The organism is Allobosea sp. CCNWLY174 (assembly GCF_037120455.1).
Lineage (GTDB): Bacteria > Pseudomonadota > Alphaproteobacteria > Rhizobiales > Beijerinckiaceae > Allobosea > Allobosea lupini.
Genome location: NZ_JBBBBQ010000003.1, coordinates 248,261 through 270,094, shown reverse-complemented (window position 1 = coordinate 270,094; position 21,834 = coordinate 248,261). Strand labels below are relative to the sequence as shown.

The 21,834-nt window shown below is 67.3% G+C and carries 25 protein-coding genes; 12 read left to right on the top strand and 13 right to left on the bottom strand.

Annotation, left to right across the window (positions count from 1 at the left end):
* Window positions 1–3 precede the first annotated feature (3 nt).
* The 3 genes from aroC to V7S63_RS12250 form a co-directional block, all read right to left on the bottom strand.
* Window positions 4–1,122, bottom strand: a complete 1,119-nt coding sequence (aroC, locus tag V7S63_RS12260) for a chorismate synthase (protein ID WP_336530415.1) — start codon at window positions 1,120–1,122, stop codon at window positions 4–6.
* A 66-nt stretch (window positions 1,123–1,188) separates the two neighbouring features.
* Window positions 1,189–5,196: a Pls/PosA family non-ribosomal peptide synthetase gene (locus V7S63_RS12255; protein ID WP_336530414.1), complete on the bottom strand. Its 4,008-nt coding sequence runs from the start codon at window positions 5,194–5,196 to the stop codon at window positions 1,189–1,191.
* Window positions 5,197–5,420: 224 nt separating this feature from the next.
* Window positions 5,421–6,029 (bottom strand): histidine phosphatase family protein, encoded by a 609-nt coding sequence (locus tag V7S63_RS12250; protein WP_336530413.1) that lies wholly within the window; start codon window positions 6,027–6,029, stop codon window positions 5,421–5,423.
* 145 nt (window positions 6,030–6,174) lie between these two features.
* Between V7S63_RS12250 and folP the strand changes: the two genes are divergently transcribed.
* Genes folP through folK form a run of 3 tightly spaced genes read left to right on the top strand, consistent with a single transcriptional unit; the run spans window position 6,175 to window position 7,894 of the window.
* Window positions 6,175–7,008 (top strand): dihydropteroate synthase, encoded by an 834-nt coding sequence (folP, locus tag V7S63_RS12245; protein ID WP_336530412.1) that lies wholly within the window; start codon window positions 6,175–6,177, stop codon window positions 7,006–7,008.
* Window positions 7,005–7,373: a dihydroneopterin aldolase gene (gene folB, locus V7S63_RS12240; RefSeq protein WP_091837644.1), complete on the top strand. Its 369-nt coding sequence runs from the start codon at window positions 7,005–7,007 to the stop codon at window positions 7,371–7,373. The genes folP and folB overlap by 4 nt, the downstream gene beginning before the upstream one ends.
* On the top strand, window positions 7,370–7,894 hold the full coding sequence (folK, locus tag V7S63_RS12235; protein ID WP_091837646.1) for a 2-amino-4-hydroxy-6-hydroxymethyldihydropteridine diphosphokinase: 525 nt from the start codon (window positions 7,370–7,372) through the stop codon (window positions 7,892–7,894). Before folB ends, folK begins: the two co-directional genes overlap by 4 nt.
* On the opposite strand, the gene V7S63_RS12230 is transcribed toward folK, so the two are convergent.
* From V7S63_RS12230 to V7S63_RS12210, 5 genes are all read right to left on the bottom strand, one after another.
* A complete protein-coding gene (locus tag V7S63_RS12230; RefSeq protein ID WP_336530411.1) occupies window positions 7,882–8,202 on the bottom strand; it encodes a type II toxin-antitoxin system PemK/MazF family toxin in 321 nt (106 codons plus the stop codon). The two genes, folK and V7S63_RS12230, sit on opposite strands and share 13 nt — an antisense overlap.
* Entirely contained in the window at window positions 8,196–8,450 is a 255-nt protein-coding gene (locus V7S63_RS12225) for an AbrB/MazE/SpoVT family DNA-binding domain-containing protein (RefSeq protein WP_091837655.1), read from the bottom strand. The genes V7S63_RS12230 and V7S63_RS12225 overlap by 7 nt, the downstream gene beginning before the upstream one ends.
* 107 nt (window positions 8,451–8,557) lie before the next feature.
* Window positions 8,558–9,397: an enoyl-ACP reductase FabI gene (gene fabI / locus V7S63_RS12220; protein ID WP_091837658.1), complete on the bottom strand. Its 840-nt coding sequence runs from the start codon at window positions 9,395–9,397 to the stop codon at window positions 8,558–8,560.
* Window positions 9,398–9,494: 97 nt separating this feature from the next.
* Entirely contained in the window at window positions 9,495–10,418 is a 924-nt protein-coding gene (locus tag V7S63_RS12215) for a J domain-containing protein (protein WP_336530410.1), read from the bottom strand.
* 83 nt (window positions 10,419–10,501) lie between these two features.
* Entirely contained in the window at window positions 10,502–10,942 is a 441-nt protein-coding gene (locus V7S63_RS12210; RefSeq protein WP_336530409.1) for an RT0821/Lpp0805 family surface protein, read from the bottom strand.
* A gap of 148 nt (window positions 10,943–11,090) precedes the next feature.
* Here V7S63_RS12210 and pdxH point away from each other — a divergent pair, with 148 nt between their 5' ends.
* The 5 genes from pdxH to V7S63_RS12185 all read left to right on the top strand — a co-directional run bounded on the left by pdxH (window position 11,091) and on the right by V7S63_RS12185 (window position 13,980).
* Complete coding sequence (gene pdxH, locus V7S63_RS12205) at window positions 11,091–11,705, top strand: pyridoxamine 5'-phosphate oxidase (RefSeq protein WP_336530408.1); 615 nt, start codon at window positions 11,091–11,093, stop codon at window positions 11,703–11,705.
* 71 nt (window positions 11,706–11,776) lie between these two features.
* The gene (locus V7S63_RS12200; RefSeq protein WP_091838316.1) at window positions 11,777–12,499 is read left to right on the top strand and encodes an SDR family NAD(P)-dependent oxidoreductase; all 723 of its coding nucleotides are present in this window, start codon (window positions 11,777–11,779) and stop codon (window positions 12,497–12,499) included.
* A complete protein-coding gene (locus V7S63_RS12195; RefSeq protein WP_336530407.1) occupies window positions 12,496–12,990 on the top strand; it encodes an NUDIX hydrolase in 495 nt (164 codons plus the stop codon). The genes V7S63_RS12200 and V7S63_RS12195 overlap by 4 nt, the downstream gene beginning before the upstream one ends.
* Entirely contained in the window at window positions 12,987–13,436 is a 450-nt protein-coding gene (locus V7S63_RS12190; RefSeq protein ID WP_336530406.1) for a TIGR02301 family protein, read from the top strand. The genes V7S63_RS12195 and V7S63_RS12190 overlap by 4 nt, the downstream gene beginning before the upstream one ends.
* A 274-nt stretch (window positions 13,437–13,710) precedes the next feature.
* Window positions 13,711–13,980, top strand: a complete 270-nt coding sequence (locus tag V7S63_RS12185; protein ID WP_244543908.1) for a hypothetical protein — start codon at window positions 13,711–13,713, stop codon at window positions 13,978–13,980.
* A gap of 105 nt (window positions 13,981–14,085) precedes the next feature.
* Here the strand turns inward: V7S63_RS12185 and V7S63_RS12180 are convergent, their stop codons facing one another.
* From V7S63_RS12180 to V7S63_RS12165, 4 genes are all read right to left on the bottom strand, one after another.
* Complete coding sequence (locus tag V7S63_RS12180) at window positions 14,086–15,360, bottom strand: RNA polymerase sigma factor (RefSeq protein ID WP_100961850.1); 1,275 nt, start codon at window positions 15,358–15,360, stop codon at window positions 14,086–14,088.
* A 42-nt stretch (window positions 15,361–15,402) separates the two neighbouring features.
* The gene (locus tag V7S63_RS12175; RefSeq protein WP_091837672.1) at window positions 15,403–15,828 is read right to left on the bottom strand and encodes a YciI family protein; all 426 of its coding nucleotides are present in this window, start codon (window positions 15,826–15,828) and stop codon (window positions 15,403–15,405) included.
* Window positions 15,829–15,902: 74 nt separating this feature from the next.
* Entirely contained in the window at window positions 15,903–16,325 is a 423-nt protein-coding gene (locus V7S63_RS12170; RefSeq protein ID WP_091837674.1) for a YciI family protein, read from the bottom strand.
* Window positions 16,326–16,441: 116 nt separating this feature from the next.
* Complete coding sequence (locus V7S63_RS12165; protein ID WP_336530405.1) at window positions 16,442–17,104, bottom strand: dihydrofolate reductase family protein; 663 nt, start codon at window positions 17,102–17,104, stop codon at window positions 16,442–16,444.
* 287 nt (window positions 17,105–17,391) lie between these two features.
* Between V7S63_RS12165 and ygfZ the strand changes: the two genes are divergently transcribed.
* The 3 genes from ygfZ to V7S63_RS12150 are packed head-to-tail and all read left to right on the top strand — an operon-like array spanning window position 17,392 to window position 19,513.
* A complete protein-coding gene (gene ygfZ, locus V7S63_RS12160) occupies window positions 17,392–18,279 on the top strand; it encodes a CAF17-like 4Fe-4S cluster assembly/insertion protein YgfZ (protein WP_336530404.1) in 888 nt (295 codons plus the stop codon).
* Window positions 18,276–18,911 carry a DNA-3-methyladenine glycosylase I gene (locus V7S63_RS12155; RefSeq protein WP_336530403.1) on the top strand — a complete coding sequence of 212 codons (636 nt, stop codon included), beginning with the start codon at window positions 18,276–18,278 and terminating at the stop codon, window positions 18,909–18,911. Before ygfZ ends, V7S63_RS12155 begins: the two co-directional genes overlap by 4 nt.
* Window positions 18,911–19,513, top strand: a complete 603-nt coding sequence (locus V7S63_RS12150) for an HD family hydrolase (protein WP_336530402.1) — start codon at window positions 18,911–18,913, stop codon at window positions 19,511–19,513. The genes V7S63_RS12155 and V7S63_RS12150 overlap by 1 nt, the downstream gene beginning before the upstream one ends.
* A gap of 109 nt (window positions 19,514–19,622) precedes the next feature.
* On the opposite strand, the gene V7S63_RS12145 is transcribed toward V7S63_RS12150, so the two are convergent.
* Entirely contained in the window at window positions 19,623–19,910 is a 288-nt protein-coding gene (locus tag V7S63_RS12145) for an SH3 domain-containing protein (protein ID WP_244543909.1), read from the bottom strand.
* Between the two features lie 198 nt (window positions 19,911–20,108).
* Between V7S63_RS12145 and aceB the strand changes: the two genes are divergently transcribed.
* Window positions 20,109–21,716, top strand: a complete 1,608-nt coding sequence (gene aceB / locus V7S63_RS12140) for a malate synthase A (RefSeq protein WP_336530401.1) — start codon at window positions 20,109–20,111, stop codon at window positions 21,714–21,716.
* Window positions 21,717–21,834 lie beyond the last annotated feature (118 nt).

Sequence of the window (21,834 nt, the reverse complement as noted above, 5' to 3'; positions counted from 1 at the left end):
CGGTCAGCTTTCGAACGGCCAGCGCGGCTCGATCACGCCGACCTGGGCGCGGTGGCGTAAGAACTGATCGGCGAGCACGCAGGCGACCATGGCCTCGCCGACCGGCACGGCGCGGATGCCGACGCAGGGGTCGTGCCGGCCCTTGGTGAACATCTCGGTCTCGCCGCCGGTGCGGTTCACAGTGGCGCGCGTCGAGAGGATCGACGAGGTCGGCTTGACCGCAAAGCGCGCCACGATCGGCTGGCCGGTCGAGATGCCGCCGAGGATACCGCCGGCATGGTTCGACAGGAACAGCGGCTTGCCGTCATTGCCGGCGCGCATCTCGTCGGCGTTTTCTTCGCCGGAGAGCTCGGCTGCGGCGAAACCGTCGCCGATCTCGACGCCCTTGACCGCGTTGATGCTCATCAGCGCCGCGGCGATCTCGGCGTCGAGCTTGCCGTAGATCGGCGCGCCCAGCCCCGCCGGCACGCCCTCGGCGACGACCTCCAGCACGGCCCCGATCGAGGAGCCGCTCTTGCGGATGCCGTCGAGATAATCGGCGAAGCGCTCGGCCGCCTTCGCATCCGGGCAGAAGAACGGGTTGTTGCCGACCTCGTCCCAGTCCCAGTTGCCGCGATCGATCTTGTGCGGTCCCATCTGGACGAGGGCGCCGCGCACCACCATGCCCGGCACGACCTTGCGGGCGATCGCCCCGGCCGCGACCCGCATCGCCGTCTCGCGCGCCGAGGAGCGGCCACCGCCGCGATAGTCACGGATGCCGTATTTCACGTCGTAGGTGAAATCGGCATGGCCGGGCCGATACTTGTCCTTGATCTCGGAATAATCCTTCGAGCGCTGGTCGACATTGTCGATCAGCAGCCCGATCGAGGTCCCGGTCGTGACCTGCTCGCCATCGGCCTCGCGCGCGAAGACGCCGGAGACGATGCGGACCTGGTCGGGCTCCTGGCGCTGCGTGGTGTAGCGCGACTGGCCGGGCCGGCGCTTGTCGAGGTCGCGCTGGAGCTCGGCCTCGTTCAGCGGGATCAGCGGCGGGCAGCCGTCGACGACACAGCCGATCGCAGGACCATGGCTCTCGCCGAAGGTGGTGACGCGGAAGAGATGGCCGAAAGTGTTGTGCGACATGGGAGCCCGACGCTGCTTTACGTCAGGCTCTTAGTCCCATGGCGGAAGGCTGGCAAACACCGCGGGTCAATGCCCCGCCGCCGGCACCGCCGGCGCGCCTTCCCAGCGGGTGTTCGCCGGCAGGTTCTCGCCCTTCATGATCACGGTGAGCAGGCCGATCTGGGCGTAATCGCCGACATGGGTGTCGTAGAGCACGGTCGCGCCGGCGCCGACGCAGACGCCCTTGCCGAGGGTGACCTTGCCGACCTTCATCACCCGGTCCTCGTAGAGATGGGTCTGCAGCGCCGAATGGGCGTTGACGGTGCAGAAGTCGCCGACCTTGATGCAGTCGAACTCGGTGATATCGGTCGAATCCAGCCAGACTCCCTGCCCATACTGCGCGCCGAACAGGCGCAGGAACCAGGGCAGGAACGGCGTGCCGCGCAGATAGTCGAACAGCACCTTGCCGCCCAGGCCCCAGTACAGCACGGCGATCGCCTCGGTGCGCATCGCCCAGAACGACCACATCGGCTTCATCACCGGCTTGTAGACGCCCATCAGCAGCCATTTCATCAGCGCGCAGATCAGCGCCTGGGTGACGGCGATCAGCACCGCGCAGCCCATGAAGGCGAATAAGAGGCCGACCCAGTCGCGGTCGAAGATCTTCTGCTGCAGCACGAGATCGACGGCGAGCGTGCCGAAGGAGATGAACAGCATCGCCGGGAACGAGGTGTGCAGTGCCTCGAAGACAGCGCGCGCCAGCTTCTTGCCCGTCGAGGGCTTGTAGGTCCAGTCGGCACCGAGATCGACCTTCTGCCGCGTCGGTAGCCTGATCGGCGGCGAGCCGAACCAGGTGTCGCCTGGGCTCATCAGCTCGTTCGCCGGCGGCTTCGACTTGATGCCGATCAGCACCTTGTCGGGGATCACCGCACCCGGCGGCACCACCGCATCGTTGCCGACGAAGACCTGCTCGCCGGTGCGGGTCATGTCAAGGCGCATATAGCCGCGCCGCATGTCCTCGTCACCGAAGATCACCTCGTCGGCGATGAAGTTGCCGGCGCCGATCCCGGTGATGTCGTAGCGGCCGGAGAGATTGGTCGAGATCTCGGCCCCGTTGCCGATGCGCGCGCCCATCATCCGGTACCAGAAGCGCATATAGATCGTCGCGAACAGCGAGGACAGCGTCTCCAGGGTCACCTCGGTCGCCAGCGCCACCGTCCATTTACGGGCGTAGAAGCCCGAGTGGATCGAATAGGTGCCCGACGAGACCCGCGGCAGGATCGCCCAGCGCAGCGCGCAGATCAGGAAGACCGTGACGGTGATGAGCCCGATCGCCGTCGGCCAGGTCAGGATCGGCAGATACCAGAGATAGCTGACGTCTGACCAGGTCGCGACCCAGTTGTCGATCCTGTCGAACAGCCAGAAGGCCGGGAAGATCGGCAACAGGCTGATCGGCGGCAGCACGATCAGCATGACGATGTAGAACAGGGTCATCGCCGCCCGGCGCCCGGCGCTGGCCTCTGCTTGCGGCGGCAGGGCCTCGACATCGACCATGCCGGTCTTGCGCGCCGGCGAGCCGTCCCAGATTTCGGCCGTGCCGATGGTGGCGCCCGGCGCGATCGCCGTGAGATCGCCGATCTCGGCATGGTCGCCGACGGTGCAGCCATGGCCGAACACCACGGAGGAGCCGGCATAGACGTCCTTGCCGATGGTGATGCGGCCGATGATGAAGTCGGCGCCAACAGCCTCGGCATTGGCGAAGGTGGTCTTCGATCCCAGCGTCGTGCCGTCGCCGAGCGTGACCAGGTCGACCGCGCCGGCCTCGTAATCGGAGATGATGACGTCGCGCCCGACCTTGGCGCCGAGCAGGCGCCAGTAGAAGCGCATCACCGGCGTGCCCTGCAGCCATTTGATGTGCACGAGCCCGGCGACGCGCGAGGCGAACCACCAGCGGAAATAATAGACGCCCCAGAGCGGATAGGTGCCGGGCTTGGTCCGGCCGAGCACCAGCCATTTCAGGCCGATCGCGATGAAGCCGGTGACGAGCGTGATCGCGACATAGATGCCGAGCAGCGCAAAAACCTGCGCCATCGCCGACAATTCTTCGCCCGAAAGCAGCATATAGCTGACGAAGATGCCGAGCCATTGCGCCGTCGACAGGCTGATGATGATCGGCAGCGCGATCGCCTGAGCCAGCCCGCAGAGAAAGCGGCGGCGCAGCGGCGGCGGCGTGAAGGAGAGGTCCTCTTCGGCCCGGATACCGCGCGAATCGAGCAGCTCCGCCATCGCTCGCAAGGTGCGCGCGCCATAGACGTCCTGCAGGGTGATGCCGGCATAGGCCGGCGTCTCGCGCACGATCGAGATGAAGCGCGCCGCCAGCAGCGAATGCCCGCCGAGATCGACGAAGAAGTCGGCTTCCAGCGGCAGTGCCTGCGCCCCGAGCACGCGCTTGGCCGCGTCGAGCAGGGCCGCTTCGGTCTCGTTGCGCGGCGGCTCCTGCTCGCCGCTGGCGGCCGGCGCCGTTAGCGGCGCGGCTTTCAGCATCTTGCGGTCGACCTTGCCGGAGATCATGCGCGGCAGCGAGCCGACCGGCTCGAAATGCGCCGGGATCATGTAGGGCGGCAGCTTCTCGCGCAGCGACGCCCGCAGTACCTTGCCCTCGATCTGCACGCCTGGCTCGCCGACCAGGAAGGCGACGAGGCGTTCGATGCCGTCATCGGTCCGCAGCACCACCGCGGCCTGGCTGATGCCGGCCTCGTCGGACAAGGCCGTCTCGATCTCGCCGAGCTCGACGCGGAAGCCGCGGATCTTGACCTGGTCGTCGATCCGGCCGTGGAAGACGATGTTACCGTTCTCGTCGAGGCTGACGGCATCGCCGGAGCGATAGAGCACCGGGTCGCCGCCGCTGCCGCCGAACGGATTGGCGATGAACTTCTCGGCCGTCAGCTCCGGCCTCAAGTGGTAGCCCTTGGCGACGCCGGGACCACCGATCAGCAGTTCGCCCTGCTGGCCGACGCCGGTCAGCTTCATCTCGTCGTCGACGATATAGGCGGTGTAGTTCGGGATCGGCCGGCCGATGGTGACCGTCTCGCCCGGCTCGACCGGCGCGGCGGTCGCGACCACCGTCGCCTCCGTCGGCCCGTAGGTGTTGAAGATGCGCCGGCCGGGCTTCGACCATTTCTGCACGATCGAGGGCGGCAGCGCCTCACCGCCTAGAAGGATCAATGTCAGCGAGGGCACGTCGGCCGGCAGGATGCCGAGCAGGGTCGGCACCGTGTCGATCACGGTGACGCCGGCATCGGTCAGGATCGCGGGCAGCTTCTCGGCATCGCCCATCATCTGCGGCGTCGCCACGAACAGGGTCGCGCCGACGAGATAGGGCGTCCAGATCTCCTCCATCGACAGGTCGAAGGCGACCGAGGCGCCCTGGAAGACGATGTCCTCCGGACCCATCCCGTAGAGCGCATTCCCGGAGCGCAGGAAATGGCAGATGTTGCGCTGGCTGATGACGATCGCCTTGGGCGTGCCGGTCGAGCCCGAGGTGTAGATCAGATAGGCCGGGTGGTCCGGCGTCAGCCCGACAGGACGAGCCGGCATCGGCTTGCCGTCGCTCGCCTCGGCGAGCTGCTGCGGACACCAGATGGTGCGTTCGGTCGCAGCGGCACGCGCCTTCCAGTCGGTCTGCGTCACCAGCCCCTTGGCGCTGGCATCGTTGAGGCAGATCGCGATGCGTTCGACCGGCGCCTCGGCGTCGAAGGGCAGCCAGGCGGCACCCGACAGCGTGATCGCGATCTGCGCCACAAGGAGCTCGATGCCGCGCGGCATCCACAGGCCGACCATGTCGCCCGGCCCGACGCCGGACAGCGCGAGCCCGCGTGCCTGCTTCTGCGCCTCCGCCCAAACCTCGGCATAGCTCAGCCGCCGCTCGCCGCAGATCAGCGCCGGGTGATCGGGGCGCGCGGAGACGCTCGCCGCGAAGATCTCGGCGAGCACCTCGTCGCGCAGCAGCTCCGGCCGCTTCTCGCCCGCCAGCATCGCAAGCGCGGTCGCGCCTGTATCGGCGCCGCCCGCCGAAACCGTGGTGATGTCGTTCATTCTGCCCCGCCGCAGGTCCCGGCCTGATCGCCCGGCCTGCACCTCACGTCGAACGCCCCGCCTCCCCGCGACGACGCGTCCATCGAATCCAAGGCCGGACACCCGCAGCCGCGCGGAAACTCGCCTGCCGGCCGTATCTGAGCAGATTTGGCTTAACCGCGGCTGAACGGCAAGCCTGAAGACGGCATGGTATCAAGCGTCGGCGCCGCACCTGCGGCCGCCTTTCACATCCAGGTCGCCTTGCCGCCTTCGACCACCAGGATCTTGCCCTGCCAGATCTCGACACGCGCCGCATCCGCCGTGCCGACGGCGCCGATCAGCGCCAGCACCGCCCGCGCCACGCCCCCATGGCTGACCATAACCGTGTCCGGCGCCAGCCCTTCGAGGACAGGCCGGATCCGCTCGGCCAGCATGCGGTAGCTTTCGCCACCAGGCGGCACGAAGCCCCATTTGTCGTTCTCGCGCGCCCGTGCGAGCTCGCGCTCGCTGGCCTTCGCGCTCTTGCGGATCTCGCGCCAGGTGAAGCCTTCCCAGTCGCCGAAGGTCAGCTCGCGCAAGCGCTCGTCGATGCGGAAACCGTCCGGTGGCAGCTCGAGTTCGCGGCGCAGGATCGTCATCGTCTCGCGCGCCCGCTCCATCGGCGAGCAGACATAGTCGACGGTGGCGTAGTTCGGCGTCAGCGCCTTGAGCCGGCGCGCCGCCTCCTCGGCCTGCATGCGACCAAGCCCGTTGAGCGGAATGTCCTTCCCGCCCTGCAACCGGCCCTCTCGATTCCAGTCGGTTTCGCCGTGGCGAACGAGGAAGAGGCGGCCGGGAATCGTCAGCGGGATCATGCCTCGCCTCATGCACGCTGCAGGCCGGCTCGTCAAAGCGGCGAAACCGCCGCAGGCCGCATCCTCACCGCCTCGTGAGCTTTGTGGTGGCCGCGCCCCGCCGCCATGTGTAAGAGGCAGCCTCCAGCATCAACCCGATCGCCGCATGAGCGCCACGCTGACATTGCCGGATGGCCGCAGGCTCGACCTCGGCGCCAGGCCCCTGCTGATGGGCGTGGTCAACGTCACCCCGGATTCCTTTTCGGATGGCGGCCTCTTCGCCGACCCCGCCGTGGCGGTCGCGCATGGGCTGACGCTGGCGCGGCAGGGCGCCGACATCGTCGATGTCGGCGGCGAGTCGACGCGGCCGGACCATACCCGCCTCGATGCGGCAAGCGAACTCGCGCGTGTCCTGCCGGTGATCACCGGCATTGCCGCCCAAAGCGGCATCCCGATGTCGATCGACACCTACAAGGCTGAGGTCGCCGAGGCCGCACTCAAGGCGGGTGCCTCGATCGTCAACGATGTCTGGGGTGCGCAACGCGAGCCTGCCATCGCCGGCGTCGCGGCCAGCCATGGCGCCCCGATCGTCCTGATGCACAACCGTGAGGAGATCGACCCCGAACTCGATATCCTCAGCGACGTCATGCGCTTCCTCGAGCGCTCGATCGAAATCGCCATCGAAGCCGGCGTGCCGCGCAGCCAGATCGTCGTCGATCCCGGCATCGGCCGCTTCGGTAAGACCGCGGAGCAGTCGTTGCTGCTGATGAGAGAGCTTCGCCGGCTCGGCGAGCTCGGCTGCCCGGTCCTGCTCGGCGCCTCCCGCAAATCGGTGCTCGGCCATGTCATCGGCAAGGCGGTGCCGGCGCAGCGCGTCGCCGCCAGCATCGCCGCGCATCTCTACGGCGTCACCCAAGGCGCCGCCATCATCCGCGCCCACGACGTCGACGAGCATGTCGACGCCTTGAAGATCTGGGCGGCGATCGGAGCAGCACAATGAGCGCGACCGGACAGATATTCATCGAGGCGCTCGACCTCTACGCCTATCACGGCCATTTCGCCGAGGAGGGCCGTCTCGGCCAGCGCTTCTCGATGGACCTCGTGCTGGACTGCGACCTGCGCGCATCCTCGCTCAGCGATGACATCGCCGACACCGTCGATTATGGCGAGGTCGTCGGCCTGGTGACGCGCACCTTCTCGGGCAAGCGCTTCAAGCTGCTGGAGGCGGCGGCGCGGGCTCTGGCCGAGGCGATCCTGGCCGGATACCCCGCCGTGACCAAGGTCGCGGTCACGCTGCGCAAGCCCGCCCCGCCCATCCCGGGCCGCATGGATTCGGTCGGGGTCAAGCTGGACTTCACGCGGTGATCGTCGAGGCGACGCTCGGCTTCGGCGGCAATCTCGGCGATCCCGTGGCGGCCTTCGCTGCGGCCCTGTCGCGGCTGCGCGCGCACGCCGCCGTCGAGGTGAAGGCCGTGTCCTCGGTCTGGCGCACGGCGCCCTGGGGCAAGCTCGACCAGCCGGAATTCCGTAACATGGCGGTTCTGATCGAGACCACGCTTCCGGCCGAGGACCTGCTGTCGCTCTGCCTCGCCATCGAGCGCGAGAGCGGCCGCGAGCGTCGCGAGCGCTGGGGACCGCGCACGCTCGACATCGACATCCTGACCTATGGCGGGCAGACGATCGATCGGCCCGGCCTGCAGGTCCCGCATCCACGCATCGCCGAACGCGCCTTCGTGCTGGCGCCGCTGGCGGAGATCGCGCCGGGGATCACGATAGGGGAACGCAGCGTCGTTGATCTGCTGGCGGTGATCGCGAGCCAGGATGTCAACCGGGACGAGGACGGAACACGCCGGCTGCACTCCGTCTCACCGGCTCAGTCCGCGTAGAGCTCCCGCAAGGTTTGCAATACCTGCCCGAGGGTCACGTCGGCAACGCTGCCGAGCTTCCTTCGGAGCCTTTGCTTGTCGAGCGCGCGACTCTGCTCGAGCAGGATCAGCCCGTCGACGCCCTGAAACTGCACCGGCACACGAAAGCCAGCAGGGCGACTGCCCGACGTCATCGGTGCGACGATGACAGTCCGCAGATGATCGTGGATTTCCGGCGGCGAGATGACGAGGCAAGGCCGTGTCTTCTGGATTTCGCTGCCGATCGTCGGATCGAGCGCGGCCAGCCAGATCTCGCCGCGCTTCACCATGTCAGGGTCTCATCCTCGCTGTTGCCGAATTCCGGCCAGACGAGTCCGTCGTCCTGTTCCCGTGCGAGCCGCTGCGAGTCCTCGGCCCAGCCAGCACGCGCCGGGCGGATAACGGGCTCGATCACGAGGCGCCCGCCCTCGACCTTGAGTTCGACGCTGTCGCCGGCCTTGGCGCCGATCTCGGCCAGCAAGGGCTTGGGGATCAGGATGCCGGCAGAGTTCCCGAATTTCTTGACTGCACTCAGCATCGCTCGCTCCCGCTCTCGCGAGCAAGATAGGCGATATGCCATTCCGTTACAACAAAGTAGCTACAGAATAGACCCCTGCAACACGCCGTTGCGGGCGCGCCTCAGCCTCACTCACCCTTGTCGAGCGAGATGTCCGGCGCGGTCGGCACCTTCATGCCGACGACATGGTAGCCGGCATCGACATGCATCACCTCGCCGGTGATGCCGCGCGACATGTCGGAGACCAGGAACACCGCGGTCTCGCCGACCTCTTCGATCGTGACCGTGCGGCGCAGCGGCGAGTTGTACTCGTTCCAGCGCAGGATATAGCGGAAATCGCCGATGCCCGAGGCCGCCAATGTCTTGATCGGCCCGGCCGAGATCGCATTGACGCGAATCTTCGATGGGCCGAGATCGGCGGCGAGATACTGCACGCTCGATTCCAGCGCGGCCTTGGCGACGCCCATGACGTTATAGTGCGGCATCCATTTCTCGGCGCCGTAATAGGTCAGCGTCAGCAGCGAGCCGCCATCCGGCATCAGCTTCTCGGCACGCTGGGTGATCGCGGTGAACGAATAGGCGGAGATCAGCAGCGACTTCGAGAAGTTTGCCTCGGTCGTATCGACATAGCGGCCGGTCAGCTCGTCCTTGTCGGAGAAGGCGATGCAGTGGACGACGAAGTCGAGCTTGCCCCAGAGCTTCTCAATTTCGGCGAAGACCGCGTCGATCGTCGCCCCGTCGGTGACGTCGCAATGGCCGACGACATGGCCGCCGAGCTGCTGCGCCAGCGGCTCGACCCGCTTCTTCAGCGCATCGCCCTGATAGGTGAAGGCGAGCTCGGCGCCGGCATCCGCCGCAGCCTTGGCGATGCCCCAGGCGATCGAGCGGTTGTTGGCGACGCCCATGACGAGACCGCGCTTGCCCCGCAGGAGGTTGGCGGTCGGGGCGGCGCTGCTGGATTCAGGCATCTGAGACCTTCGAACTGGACGAACCGGCAAAAGAGAACCGGACGGTCTCATAACCGAGGCGGCCGAAGGGTGGAAGCGCCCTGTGCCGAAATCCTGTTCAGGCGTCTCCGCCGGCCCGCGCCTTCATCAGCGCTGTCAGCTCGGCATCCTCGCTGGGCATCTCGATGTCGATGGAGACGAAGAGGTCGCCATGCTCGCCCTTCTTGGTGCCGGGCAGGCCCTTGCCGCGCAGGCGGAACTGGCGCGCCGTGCCGGTCAGCGGCGGCACTTTCATCTCTACGGCCCCCGACAGCGTCGGCACATGGATCGGCCCGCCCAGCACCGCGGTCGCCAGCGGCACCGCAACGCGCGCACGCAGATTGATGCCGTCGACGGTAAAGCGGGAATCGGGCTTCACCTTGATCGTCATCAGCACGTCGCCGGCCTCGCCGGTGAGCGGATGGGTCTGGCCGAGGCCGCGCAGGCGCATGACCTTGCCGTCGGCGACGCCCTCGGGGATCGTCACCTCGACCTCGCGCCCGCCGGGCAGCTTCACCCGGCGCGTGCCGCCATTGACCGCCTCGGCCAGCCCGACCTCGAGGGTGAAGCTCTGCTCCGGCGGCTTCTGCGGCTGGCTCTGCCGGCCACGCCCGCCACCGCGTCTGGCCGCCTCGCCGAAGAGCGAGCCAAAAATATCGGCCGGATCGAAGCCGGGATCGCCGCCGCGGCCAGGGCCGCCGCCGTCGAAATGGAAATCGAAGCCGCCATGCTGCGCACCGCGCCGCCCGGCACCCATGCCCTCGAAGCCGGAAAAGCGCGGCTTGCCCTCGGCGTCGATCTCGCCGCGATCGAACTGCTTGCGCTTGTCGGCGTCGCCGAGGACCTCATAAGCCGTGTTCAGCTCGGAGAATTTCTCCTGCGCCTTCGGGTCGCCCTGGTTGCGGTCGGGATGCAGGTCCTTGGCGCGGCGGCGATAAGCCTTCTTGATCTCGGCCTCGTCGGCCGATTTCGCCACGCCCAGAACCTGATACGGATCACGCATTCACACCACCTCGGGAGGATTTGTGTTCCGGCGTAGCGGAACCGACCCCTAGATGGGAAGACTGTGGCGCTGTTGCAACAGGCTCAGGCGGCGCCTTTCCACGGTTTTGCGTCCTTGACCACCCATTCACCGCCGGACGGCCGGCAGGCGGTGCCCTGCAGTTTCACGGGGCCGGTCTGCAGGCTCATCGAGGCCAGGAAGGCGCGACAGATCTCGTCCGATCTCAGGAACGGCCCGCCGACCGGCGTGAACGTACCTTTCATGCCGCTCTGGGCGTTGTCCCAGGAGACCGGCGCGCCGTTGCCCTGCGGATCGAGCGCCAGCGCCATGGCGCCATCCGCCCGGCGCCAGTCCTCGGGACCGAGATCGGGCGCGAGCGTGGCGAGCGGGCTCTTGCCCTCGACCGCGCGTGCCGGCAGCACCGAGGCGGTGGTCATCGCGACCTCGTCCTCGGCCTTGCTCGACAAACCCATGATCGGGAAGGAGATCGAGCAGCCCGCCGAGGCCAGCCCGAGCAGGAGCACGCCGAGGAGCGATGCCCCTGATGCAAGGGGACTGCGCTCACGCGGCCTCTGGCTCCGCTGCGCGCGGGGCTTATATATGACTGCCAACTCAAACCGCATTACGGATCGCGCTCGCCCGACGCTTCCAAAACTTGCGAGGATTTAAGACGTGAATCCGTTAACGAGCGGTGACTTCACCGAGGCTCAGGAGCCCTTCGCCCTGTTCGAGAGCTGGCTGGAGGAGGCCAAGGCCTCCGAGCCGAACGACCCGAACGGCATGGCTCTCTCGACGGTCGATGCCGACGGCATGCCCAATTCCCGCATGGTCCTGCTCAACGGGCGCAGCCCCGAGGGCTTCGTCTTCTACACCAACACCCAGAGCCAGAAGGGCGAGGAGCTCGCCGGCCAGCCCAAGGCGGCCGCGCTGTTCCATTGGAAGAGCCTGCGCCGGCAGGTGCGCCTCCGCGGCACGGTCAGCCGCGTCAGCGACGCCGAGGCCGACGCCTATTTCCAGTCGCGCCCGCGCGACAGCCGGATCGGCGCCTGGGCCTCGCAGCAGTCCAGGCCGCTTGAAAGCCGGTTCGCGCTTGAAAAGGCGGTGGCGAGCTACGCGCTGAAATTCGGCGTCGGCGAGGTGCCGCGCCCACCACACTGGACCGGCTTCCGCATCGCCCCGGTCTACATGGAGTTCTGGCGCGACGGTGCCTTCCGCCTGCATGACCGCATCGTCTTCCGCCGCGCCACGCCGGCCGACGCCTGGACGAAGGCGCGGCTCTACCCCTGAGGGAAAGTCACAACCACATGGCCATGCCCAAGTTCGACTTCCCGAAGACTGAAGCGGGCAAGCGCCCGGTCATGCTGCTGACCGGCGCCAGCCGCGGCATCGGCCATGCCACGGTGATGCAGTTCGCCATGGCAGGCTGGCGCATCCTGTCCTGCTCGCGCCAGGCCTTCTCGGACAAGTGCCCCTGGCCCTCGGGCGCCGACGACCATGTCCAGATCGACCTCGGCGACCCCGAGGACACGATGCGCGGCATCGCCGAGATCAAGAAGCGTCTCGCCGCCGAGGGCGGCAAGCTCAACGCGCTCGTCAACAATGCCGGCATCTCGCCGAAGGGGCCGAAGGGCGGCCGGCTCGGCGCTGCGACGACCTCGTTCAACGACTGGCATCAGGTCTTCCAGGTCAACTTCTTCGCGCCGATCATGCTGGCGCGCGGTCTGCTCGACGAGCTGACCGTCGCGAAGGGCGCGATCGTCAACGTCACCTCGATCGCCGGCTCGCGCGTCCACCCCTTCGCCGGGGCGGCCTATGCGACGTCGAAAGCGGCGCTCGCCAGCCTGACCCGCGAGATGGCCGCCGATTTCGGCCCGCTCGGCATCCGCGTCAATGCGATCTCGCCTGGCGAGATCGACACCGCCATCCTCTCACCCGGCACCGACAAGATCGTCGAGAAACTGCCGATGCAGCGCCTCGGCAAGACCGAGGAGGTCGCCAAGGCGATCCATTTCCTCTGCACCGATGCCTCGAGCTACGTCACCGGCGCCGAGCTCCATATCAATGGCGGGCAGCACGTGTGAGCGGGCAGGACAACGGCCAGGACAACAACCGGGTCATCCCCTTTCCCAATCCCGCCCGCGCCGCGGCGCGCCCGGTGCTGGCCGCCTCGATCGCCGTCTTCCGCGACGGCAAGGTCCTGCTGGCGACGCGGACCAAGCCTCCGGCCGATCAGCTCTGGTCGCTGCCGGGCGGCAAGGTCGAGGCCGGCGAGAGCCTGGAGGAGGCGGCGCTGCGCGAGCTCGAAGAGGAGGTCCGCGTCAGCGCCCGGATCATCGGCTTCAACCGCCATGTCGAGATCGTCGGCCGCGACCCCAAGGGCGCGGTGACCCATCATTTCGTCATCGCTTCCTTCGTCGGCGAATGGCTCTCCGGCGAGCCGCGGCCGGGTCCCGAAGCCGGCGCCGTGATGTGGGCAGATCCCCTCAAGCTCGGCGGCCTGCCGACGACGCGCGAGCTCGGCGACGTGCTGCGCCGCGCTGCCGCCATTGTAGCTGGCAAGGCCGGCGCATGACGAAAGGCGCGCTCGCAGCCGTGATGCTCGCCGCGCTGGCCGCGAGCCCGCATGCGCTCCTGGCGCAGGCCCGGCGGCCGGCCCAGCCGCAACAGCAGCAGCAACGTCCCGCCGAGCCGGCCCCGCCGGAACCTGAATCGCCCGCCCCGCCCTATGAGCCGCAATTGCTGCAGCTCGCCGAGATCATCGGCTCACTCTCCTACCTGCGCACGCTCTGCGAGGCCCGCGAGGCGCAGGACTGGCGCGAACGCATGGCAACCCTGCTCGAATCGGAAGGCCGCTCGCCCCAGCGGCGCGAGCGGCTGGCCAGCGCCTATAACCGCGGCTACCGCGCCTATTCGGCGACGCACCGCACCTGCAGCGACGGCACCCAGGAGGCCTCCGCCCGTCTGGCGCAGGAGGGCGAGAAGCTGGCCAAGGCGCTGGCGAGCCGCTTCGGCGGCTGAAGCAGGATGCCCGTTTTCGGGACAATCAACGATTTTGGCGCAGGATGACCTCCCGTTTTGCATCGTCCGGGAGGCTTGGCGATGCGGTTTCGGCACGGGCTTGCGCCATTCTTAAGCAGAATTGTCCCCCGAGAATTAACCTTTCTTAAAGACCGTGATGGCGCCGGCCGTCGACGGATCGTATCCTGACCGGGCAAATCACTGGAACAGTCGCGGTCCATGCGCGCCCGTTCCGTCCGACAGGTTCCTTCAGACGCCGGATACCGCTGCCTTCATGTCCGCTCTCTCCGACGACCTGCCGCTCGACCCGACCCTCGCCGAGGACGTTAAGGACGCCCGCCGCGTTGCCTATTGCTATGTCGAAGACGCCTTCATCGAGGCGCGCCAGGACGGGCTCGACTCCGACTCGCTGGCCCATGCGGCGCTGTTCGCGGCGATGCGCACGCTGGTCGAGACCTATGGCGAGGAGGCGACCGCCGTCTTCGCCGAGGCCCTGCCGGAGAAGATCCGCTGCGGCAACTTCACAACCGGCACCCGCCACTGAGCGCCTGGCTCGGGCTTGACCCGAGCATCTCGGAAACGAGTGCCTGACCGTACTGAGATTCTCGGCTCTGCGCTACGCTCCGGCCGAGAATGACGACCGGCGCATTCAATTCACGCCTTGCGCCTGTCGCGCCGTCTCCGCCCGTCCGAGCAGCAAATCGCGCTCGCGCCGGTTCCGGGTCATCCCGGCGGCCCGGGTGAACTCGGCCTGCGCCTCATCATGCCGGCCGAGCTTGACCAGGAAATCGGCGCGCACGCTCGGCAGCAGGTGGTAGTTCTTCAGCGCAGGCGCCGAGGCGAGCGCATCGACCAGCACCAGTCCCGCCGCCGGCCCCTCCGCCATCGAGACTGCGACGGCGCGATTGAGTTCGATCACCGGCGAGGGCGTCAGCGCAAAGAGAGCGCCATAAAGCGAAGCGATCCTGCGCCAATCGGTCTCTTCGGCGGTATTGGCGCGGGCATGGCAGGCGGCGAGTTCGGCCTGCAGGACATAAGGGCTGGGCTCGGTCGACAGCCGCCGCGCGGTCTCCAGCGCCTTGAGGCCGTGATTGATCAGCAGACGGTCCCAGCGCGCCCGGTTCTGGTCGAGCAGCAGCACCGGCTCGCCATCCGGGCCGATCCGCGCGCGCAGGCGCGAAGCCTGCAACTCCATCAGCGCGACGAGGCCGTGCACCTCCGGCTCCTGCGGCGCAAGCCCGGCAAGGATGCGCCCGAGCCGCATCGCCTCCTGGCACAGAGCCGGGCGGACCCAGTCCTCGCCGCCAGTCGCGGCATAGCCCTCGTTGAATATCAGGTAGACCACCTCCAGCACCGAGGCGAGGCGGTTCGCCAGCTCGGGACCATGCGGCACCTCATAGGGCACCTTGGCCTCGGCCAGCGCCTTCTTCGCCCGGACCAGGCGCTGCGCCATGGTCGGTTCCGGCACCAGGAAGGCGCGAGCGATCTCCTCGGTGGTGAGGCCGCCGATCAGGCGCAGCGTCAGCGCCAGGCGCGCCTCGACCGAGAGGACGGGATGGCAGGCGGTGAAGATCAGGCGCAGGAGATCGTCGCCGACTTCGTCGTCGAGCGCGTCCTCGATCCCGGCGACCGGGTCATCGTCCTCGTCGAGGTCGCGGCCGATCTCCTCATGCTTGCGCTTCAGCATCCTGGCGCGCCGGAGGTCGTCGAGCGCGCGGTGCTTGGCCACCTGCATCAGCCAGGCGCCGGGATTGCGCGGTACGCCCTCGCTCGGCCATTGCTGCAGCGCGGCGACGAGCGCGTCCTGCGCCAGCTCCTCGGCCCGGCCGACATCGCGGGTGACGCGGGCGAGGCCCGCGATCAGTCTCGGGGCCTCGATCCGGAAGACCGCCTCGATGGCGGGGTGTGCATCACTTGCCGTCATGGCCTGCGATACACACCATCAGCATGGAAGCTGGCAAGCGGCTCAGCCGTTGTCGCCGACTTCCTTCTTGAGACGCTTCCAGGCCGCGTCGGCCTCGGGCGAGACAGCATCGCCGAAATCGGCGAGGTCGACGACCGGGCGGATCTCGATCTCGGACGGCCCAGGCATCGGGTTGGGGCAGCGCTTGACCCAGGCGATCGCCTCGTCGAGCGACTTGCACTCCCAGAGCCAGTAGCCGGCGACCAGTTCCTTGGTCTCCGCGAACGGCCCGTCGACCACAGCGCGCTTCTCGCCATCGAACTGCACGCGTGCGCCCTTAGCGCTCGGCTGCAGCCCGTCACCGCCCTTCATGATGCCGGCTTTCACCAGCTCTTCGTTATAGGCCATCATGGCGTCGACCAGCTCGCGGGTCGGCGGGGCGCCGGCTTCGCTGTCCTTGGTCGCCTTGACCAGAACCATGAAACGCATCTGTCTTCTCCGCTTGGTTGGAGCGGCGCGGGCCTCGCCTCGCACCGGTCTGGTTGAATGACATTCTGAGAATGTCAGCCGGCGCGCTTCTCCGTCTCGGCACGCAGGCGTTCTTCCTGCTCGCGCAGCTCCGGCGTCAGGGCCTCGCCGAAATCCTCCATCTCGAAGATCGGGCGCAGCTCGATCTCGGTGCCGCCGTCGAAGGGCGCGCGCTTCAGCCACTCGACCGCCTCGTCGAAAGAGCGGACCTGCCAGATCCAGAAACCGGCGAGCAGCTCCTTGGTCTCGGCGAAGGGGCCGTCGGTGATCACCCTCTGCGATCCTGAGAAGCGCATGCGCACCCCCCTCGAACTCGGATGCAGACCGTCGCCCGCCAGCATCACGCCGGCCTTCACCAGTTCCTCGTTATAGGCGCCCATCCTGGTGAGGATGTCCTCGCTCGGCATCACGCCCGCTTCGCTGTCCTTGTCGGCCTTGACCAGAACCATCACACGCATCGGTCTTCTCCTCTCTGTCTTGGTTGATTTCGCTTCGGTATGGGGCGGGAGAATTCCCGCCCTCTGTCGTCACGTCGAACGAGGCGCGCCCCGATCGACAGGCCTGCGAATTTTTTTCAGCCCCTGGCCGCATATTTTTCGCGGCGGGCGATTTCGGCGGCGCTCGGCTCGGCGAACTCGAAGGAGCCGGTGGTGACCTCGCCCTCGCGGCGATAGGTCGCCATGAGGACGCCGGTGCTGGACGCGCTGCTCTCGGTGAGCTTGAAGGCGGCGGGCATGGCGCCCTTGCCGAACAGCCGCTTGCCCTTGCCGAGCACCACCGGGAAGGTCAGCAGCGTGATCTCGTCGATCAGGTCCTTCGCCAGCAGCGCCTGGATCAATTCGCTCGAACCCTGCAGCAAGAGCTTGCGCCCATCCTGGCGCTTCAGCGCCGCGACTTCCGCCGCGACATCGCCATGGAGCGCGACGCTGTTCTGCCAGCTCAGCGTCTGCGGCTCCGAGGTCGCGACATATTTTGTGATGGCGTTGAACTTGACCGCGATCGGATCGTCGCCGGCATAGGGCCAGTGCGCCGCGAAGATGTCGTAGGTCCGGCGGCCGAGCAGCAGGTCGAACTCGTCGGACAGGGCCTTGTCCATCACCTTGCCCATCGCCTCATCCCAGTAATGGAAGGTCCAGCCGCCATGGCCGAAGCCGCCCTGCGGATCCTCCTGCGGGCCGCCCGGCGCCTGCATGACGCCATCGAGGGACACGAAGGTGGCAGCAACGACTTGTCTCATCTGATCTCTCCCGAACGCGCGGGAGCCTGGTCCCGCATTGCGTCTTTCGAAGCTCGGGCGGGCGCCGCAATGACCAGCGGCCTCCGCTGCTTCTTGCTGACACGTCGAATGGAAAAACGCCGGATCGACAGGTCCTCGGAAAAAATTTCACCGGGGCGGCCGCGCGGCGTACGGCACCCGTTTCCTGTCACCCCGATCGCATCGGTTGAGCCTTTGGCCGAAGCACCCTAACTATCGGGGCGAACGGCGCCCCATGCCGAAACAGCGATCGCTCAGAGAGCCCCACCATGCCGGTAACCAGACTGGTCGACCGCGGCGTCATCCGCGTCAGCGGCGACGACGCCCGCGACTTCCTCGACAACATCGTCACCAACGCGATGGAGACCGTCACGCCCGAGCGCGCCGGATACGGCGGGCTGCTGACACCGCAAGGCAAGATCATCGGCGATTTTCTGGTTGTCGCCGTGCCGGACGCGGAAGGCGGCGGCTTCCTGCTCGATACGCCCTTGCTCCAGATCCCCGACCTGATGAAGAAGCTGAAGCTCTACAAGCTGCGCGCCAAGGTCGCGCTCGACGATCTCAGCGAGCGAGCGACGGTGATCGCCGCGACCGATGGCGGCAGGTTGCCGGCCGATGCCGGGCTGGTCTATGCCGATCCGCGCCTCCCCGAGCTCGGCGAGCGCGCCATCGTCGATCTGGATGGCGCCGACGAGCTCGTCGATGCGTCGATGGACGACTACCACGCCCGTCGCATCGGCCTCGGCATTCCCGATGGCGGGCGCGATTTCCTCTATGGCGACACCTTCCCGCATGAAGCGCTGTTCGACCAGCTCGGCGGCGTGTCCTTCAGGAAGGGCTGCTATATCGGCCAGGAGGTGGTCTCGCGCATGCAGCACCGCGGCACCGCCCGCTCGCGCGTCGTGCCGGTCGTCTTCAGCGAGGGCCTCAACCCGGATGACGGCGTCGAGGCCAGCGCCGGCGGCAAGACGCTCGGCCGCGTCGGCTCCTGCGCCAACGGCCGCGGCCTTGCCCTGTTGCGGCTCGACCGGGTGGCGGATGCGCTCGCCGCCGGCCACGAACTAGACGCAGGTGGCCTTGCCTTCACGCTGGCGCCCAAGCCGTCCTTCATCCGCTTCCCCTATCCGGGCGAGCCTGAATTCGGAGCTGCGGCATGACCGACGTCACCGGCGGGCGGGCGGCGGTTGAGGGACCCGACGGCCGATATCGCTGCATCTGGCCGGGGAGCGATCCGCTCTATCTTGCCTATCACGACACCGAATGGGGCGTGCCGGAATACGATTCCCGCACGCTCTGGGAAAAGCTGATGCTCGACGGCTTCCAGGCCGGCCTGTCCTGGATCACCATCCTGCGTAAGCGCGACGCCTTCCGCGCCGGCTTTGCCGGTTTCGCGCCCGAGACGGTCGCCCGCTTCGGCGAGACCGATGTCCAAAGGCTGCTGGCCGATGCCGGCATCGTGCGCCATCGCGGCAAGATCGAGGGCACGATCCGCAATGCGCAGGCCTATCTCAGGCTGAGCGAAAAGGGCCCCTTCGCCGACTTCCTCTGGAAGCATCTCGACGGACGCGTGATCCAGAACGCCTTCCGCACCCATGAGCAGGTTCCGGCCGAGACCGCCGTCTCCAAGGCGATTTCCAAGGAGCTCAAGGCGGCCGGCTTCACCTTCTGCGGCCCGACCATCGTCTATGCGGTGATGCAGGCCTGCGGCATGGTCAACGACCACCTCACCGGCTGCTTCCGCTGGCAGGAATGCGCGGCGCTCGCCCGCGACACGCGCCCCGCCGCCTGATGGCCAAACCACCCGCTCCGCCGCGCGCCTGGCAGCGCATGCTCTCGGGCCGGCGGCTCGATCTGCTCGATCCCTCGCCGCTCGATGTCGAGATCGAGGATATCGCCCATGGCCTTGCGCGCGTCGCCCGCTGGAACGGCCAGACGCGCGGCGCGCATTCCTTCTCGGTTGCGCAGCATTGCCTGCTGGTCGAGGCGATCGCCGGCCATCTCAATCCGGACTGGCCGCGGGACTGGCGCTTGATGGCGCTGCTGCACGACGCGCCGGAATACGTCATCGGCGACATGATCTCGCCGTTCAAGGCAGTGATGGGCGATGCCTACAAGGGCGTCGAACTGCGCTTGCTGGCGGCGATCCATCTGCGCTTCGGCCTGCCGGCGGCAACGCCGGCGATCGTCAAGCGCAAGACCAAGGACGCCGACAAGATCTCGGCCTTCCTGGAAGCGACCGAGCTCGCCGGCTTCGAGCGCGAAGAGGCCTTGCGCTTCTTCGGGCGGCCTCAGGCTTTGCCGCGCGAGGTGCTGGCGCTGATCGAGCCGCAGGCGACGGAAGTGGCGCAGGGGGCGTTTCTGAAGCGGTTTACGGAGCTAACAGGGCAGTAATTCCACACGTCATTCTCGGCCGGAGCGCAGCGAAGAGCCGAGAATCTCAGGACGAGAAGGCACTGGTTTCCAAGATGCTCGGGTCAAGCCCCAGCATGACGCTCTTTGCTCAATAACAGGACACGAATTCCCGGTAGACCCAGCCCACCACATGATTCCGCCCGCGCGGGCTGATCAGGGCCCAGGGTCGGCCGCGCTCGTCGAAGGACGTATTCATCACGCGGATGCCGGCGCCATTGCTGACGCGGCCGATGATCTCGCCATTCGGCGTCTCGCGGATGTTGAGCGGCGTGCCCGTCGGGTCGGTGACGGCGCAACGGTTCTGGGCGAAGGCCGGCGCAGCCGATAGGCACGCGGCGAATGCGGCAGTCAGAAGGCCGAGGCGGATGGCGGTCATGAACATATCCCCTGATCGTCAACCGGCACGCCCCGCGCCGTGACACGCATTTGCAATGGCGACGTCAGGGCCGCTTTCGCGTCCGCTACGGATTGTTTCCATTCCTGATCAGATCATCTGACATTCTCTGCGGTTCCAGCAATAATCATGAAGCCCCATAATGCATTCATCCGATCGCAGCTCTGGGAGATGACAGCCATGACCGCCCCGACCAGCCTGAAGCTTCCTGCCGGCGTCGTCGTGAAGGGCGCGCTCGCCGAGCGCTATGACGAGGTCCTGAGCCATGATGCGCTCGCTTTCGTCGCCGATCTGCAGCGCCGCTTCAACGAGACCCGCAAGCGCCTGCTCGCTCTGCGCAAGGAGCGCCAGAAGCGCTTCGATGCCGGCGAGACCCCGGACTTCCTGCCTGAGACTAGGCACATCCGCGAGGGCGACTGGAAGGTTGCGGCCATCCCGGCCGATCTGCAGGACCGCCGCGTCGAGATCACCGGTCCGGTCGACCGCAAGATGATCGTCAACGCGCTGAACTCCGGCGCCAAGGTCTTCATGGCCGATTTCGAGGATGCCTCCTCGCCGGTCTGGGCCAACATGGTCGAGGGCCAGATCAACCTCAAAGACCGCTGGGCCGGCAAGATCGACTTCACCGATGCGACCTCGGGCAAGGCCTACAAGCTCAAGGACAAGCCCGCCGTCCTGATCATCCGCCCGCGCGGCTGGCACCTGCCCGAGCGCCATATCGAGATCGACGGCGAGATCGCCTCGGGCTCGCTGGTCGATTTCGGCCTCTATCTCTTCCACAACGCCAAGGCGGCGCTGGCGCAGGGCTCGGGCCCCTATTTCTACCTGCCCAAGCTCGAGAGCCATCTCGAGGCGCGCCTCTGGAACGACGTCTTCGTCGCCGCCCAGACCGCGCTCGGTCTGAAGACCGGCACGATCAAGGCGACGGTGCTGATCGAGACCCTGCCCGCCGCCTTCGAGATGGACGAGATCCTCTACGAATTGCGCGAGCACATGGCCGGCCTGAACTGCGGCCGCTGGGACTACATCTTCTCCTTCATCAAGAAGCTCGCCCGCAACAAGGCCTTCGTCCTGCCCGACCGCTTGCAGGTGGTGATGACCAAGGCCTTCCTGCGCGCCTATTCGCTCTTGCTGATCAAGACCTGCCACCGCCGCGGAGCCTTCGCCATGGGCGGCATGGCGGCGCAGATCCCGGTCAAGAACAATCCCGAGGCCAATGCCGCCGCCTTCGCCAAGGTCAAGGCCGACAAGGAGCGCGAGGCCGGCGACGGCCATGACGGCACCTGGGTCGCCCATCCCGACCTCGTTCCCGTCGCGATGGCGGTGTTCGATCGGCTGATGCCGCAGGCGAACCAGCTCGGCAAGCTGCGCGAAGATGTGCAGGTCGGGCGCGAAGACCTCCTCGAAGTGCACGAGGGCACCCGCACCGAGGAGGGCTTCCGCGAGAACATCCGCGTCGGCGTGCAGTATCTCGAAGCCTGGCTGCGCGGCCGCGGCGCGGTGCCGATCTACAACATGATGGAGGACGCCGCGACCGCCGAGATCAGCCGCGCCCAGATCTGGCAGTTCGTCCAATACGGCGTCGCGCTCGAAGGCGGCGCCAAGGTCGATGCCGACCTCTTCAAGCGCTGCCTGCCCGAGGAAATGGCGCGGGTGAAGAGCGAGCTCGGCGCCGAGGCCTATGACAAGGGCCGCTTCCCCGAGGCGATCGACCTGTTCTCGAAGCTCTCGCTGGCGCCGGAGTTCGAGGAGTTTCTGACCGTGCCGGCTTATAGCAAGCTCGGCTGAGTTGACGTCTCGCGCCGCTCATATGGGCGGCGCGAGTTTGCTTTCTTTTTCTGATCATAGATGTCAGCATTTGTCCGCAACGGGTGGGAGGCGGCCTTTCTGCCGCCTCCCACGGGCG

Coding starts and splice junctions, on each gene's coding strand:
- V7S63_RS12170 (WP_091837674.1), bottom strand. CDS start 16,325: ATGCGTGTGATGGTTCTGGTCAAGGCCGACAAGGACAGCGAAGCGGGC.
- V7S63_RS12230 (WP_336530411.1), bottom strand. CDS start 8,202: ATGGTGAAGCGCGGCGAGATCTGGCTGGCCGCGCTCGATCCGACGATC.
- V7S63_RS12145 (WP_244543909.1), bottom strand. CDS start 19,910: ATGACCGCCATCCGCCTCGGCCTTCTGACTGCCGCATTCGCCGCGTGC.
- ygfZ (WP_336530404.1), top strand. CDS start 17,392: ATGCCGGTAACCAGACTGGTCGACCGCGGCGTCATCCGCGTCAGCGGC.
- V7S63_RS12215 (WP_336530410.1), bottom strand. CDS start 10,418: ATGCGTGATCCGTATCAGGTTCTGGGCGTGGCGAAATCGGCCGACGAG.
- V7S63_RS12255 (WP_336530414.1), bottom strand. CDS start 5,196: ATGAACGACATCACCACGGTTTCGGCGGGCGGCGCCGATACAGGCGCG.
- folB (WP_091837644.1), top strand. CDS start 7,005: ATGAGCGCGACCGGACAGATATTCATCGAGGCGCTCGACCTCTACGCC.
- aceB (WP_336530401.1), top strand. CDS start 20,109: ATGACCGCCCCGACCAGCCTGAAGCTTCCTGCCGGCGTCGTCGTGAAG.
- V7S63_RS12165 (WP_336530405.1), bottom strand. CDS start 17,104: ATGAGACAAGTCGTTGCTGCCACCTTCGTGTCCCTCGATGGCGTCATG.
- V7S63_RS12225 (WP_091837655.1), bottom strand. CDS start 8,450: ATGCTGAGTGCAGTCAAGAAATTCGGGAACTCTGCCGGCATCCTGATC.
- V7S63_RS12175 (WP_091837672.1), bottom strand. CDS start 15,828: ATGCGTTTCATGGTTCTGGTCAAGGCGACCAAGGACAGCGAAGCCGGC.
- aroC (WP_336530415.1), bottom strand. CDS start 1,122: ATGTCGCACAACACTTTCGGCCATCTCTTCCGCGTCACCACCTTCGGC.
- V7S63_RS12200 (WP_091838316.1), top strand. CDS start 11,777: ATGCTGCTGACCGGCGCCAGCCGCGGCATCGGCCATGCCACGGTGATG.
- V7S63_RS12155 (WP_336530403.1), top strand. CDS start 18,276: ATGACCGACGTCACCGGCGGGCGGGCGGCGGTTGAGGGACCCGACGGC.
- folP (WP_336530412.1), top strand. CDS start 6,175: ATGAGCGCCACGCTGACATTGCCGGATGGCCGCAGGCTCGACCTCGGC.
- V7S63_RS12190 (WP_336530406.1), top strand. CDS start 12,987: ATGACGAAAGGCGCGCTCGCAGCCGTGATGCTCGCCGCGCTGGCCGCG.
- V7S63_RS12250 (WP_336530413.1), bottom strand. CDS start 6,029: ATGATCCCGCTGACGATTCCCGGCCGCCTCTTCCTCGTTCGCCACGGC.
- fabI (WP_091837658.1), bottom strand. CDS start 9,397: ATGCCTGAATCCAGCAGCGCCGCCCCGACCGCCAACCTCCTGCGGGGC.
- V7S63_RS12150 (WP_336530402.1), top strand. CDS start 18,911: ATGGCCAAACCACCCGCTCCGCCGCGCGCCTGGCAGCGCATGCTCTCG.
- V7S63_RS12185 (WP_244543908.1), top strand. CDS start 13,711: ATGTCCGCTCTCTCCGACGACCTGCCGCTCGACCCGACCCTCGCCGAG.
- V7S63_RS12180 (WP_100961850.1), bottom strand. CDS start 15,360: ATGACGGCAAGTGATGCACACCCCGCCATCGAGGCGGTCTTCCGGATC.